The organism is Spectribacter acetivorans (assembly GCF_031846305.1).
In the GTDB taxonomy this organism is placed as follows: domain Bacteria; phylum Pseudomonadota; class Gammaproteobacteria; order Nevskiales; family Salinisphaeraceae; genus Spectribacter; species Spectribacter acetivorans.
This window is the reverse complement of the sequence record NZ_JAVRHY010000038.1, coordinates 1-834: the sequence shown is the minus strand read 5'-3', so window position 1 is coordinate 834 and position 834 is coordinate 1. Positions and strand designations below refer to the sequence as shown.

1 protein-coding gene is annotated in these 834 nt (G+C 61.4%); it reads right to left on the bottom strand.

The window, feature by feature from the left end:
• A partial coding sequence (locus RM531_RS15985; protein ID WP_311660723.1) for a DUF1329 domain-containing protein occupies window positions 1–834 on the bottom strand: 834 nt, incomplete at both ends.

The window sequence follows — 834 nt, the reverse complement described above, 5'->3', positions numbered from 1 at the left end:
GTAGTTGTTGTAGGGGATGAGCATTTCTTTCTTGCCCACCAGTTTGTAGTCGTAACGGTCCATGGCGCCGTTGTACATGTCGACCTGGTCGTAGAACTGCTGGCCGTCGGTGCCCTCGTAGGGGTTGTCGTAGGCGACGTTGGGGGCACGGCGAACACGGCGAAGCCCGGTGTTGTACAGCCAGGCGGAGCGATACCCGACGTGTTCCCAGGCCAGCAGGAAGCCGCCGGCGTTACGCGGCGGGGCCAGGGTTTCGGACAGGTAGTAGATCATGATGTCGTCCTGGTCATCGATGACCACGCGGTCGTCGTTGAGCAGGGTGTAGGGGAATTTGACTTCTTCGACCAGTTTGGTGATCTGGGTGTCGCCGTCCTGCTGGACGATGGCCTGGTCGTTGTTGCGGCGCACGTGTTCCCCGCGCCAGCGAAGGCGGTGGTTCCACATGACTTCGGTGCCGGTCTTGGGAATGGGGAAGGGAAAGCCGAGTTCGGCGTTACGCAGGCAGTCGTTGCAGCCGTCCAGGGTGGTGGTGGTGGCGTTCTGCTTGGTGAATTTGTAGATGTTTTCGGGGTAGCCGACGTTCCGGTGCGTGGGGTACACGTGCATCTTGTAGTCGGGATACAGCTCGAACATGGCCTTGTGGCCTGCGGTGAGCTTGTCGGCGTGTTCCTGGTAGTTGTCGGCGGTGATGGTCAGGCGCGACTCTTCTTCCAGGATCTTGGCAATGGTGTCGGGGTAGTTCTCGGCGGTGACGTCCAGACCACTGAGCTTGCCTTTCTGCGGCCAGGGGTCCCAGGCGGGGATGGTGCCGGCGTCGTTGCCGGCCTTGGTGGC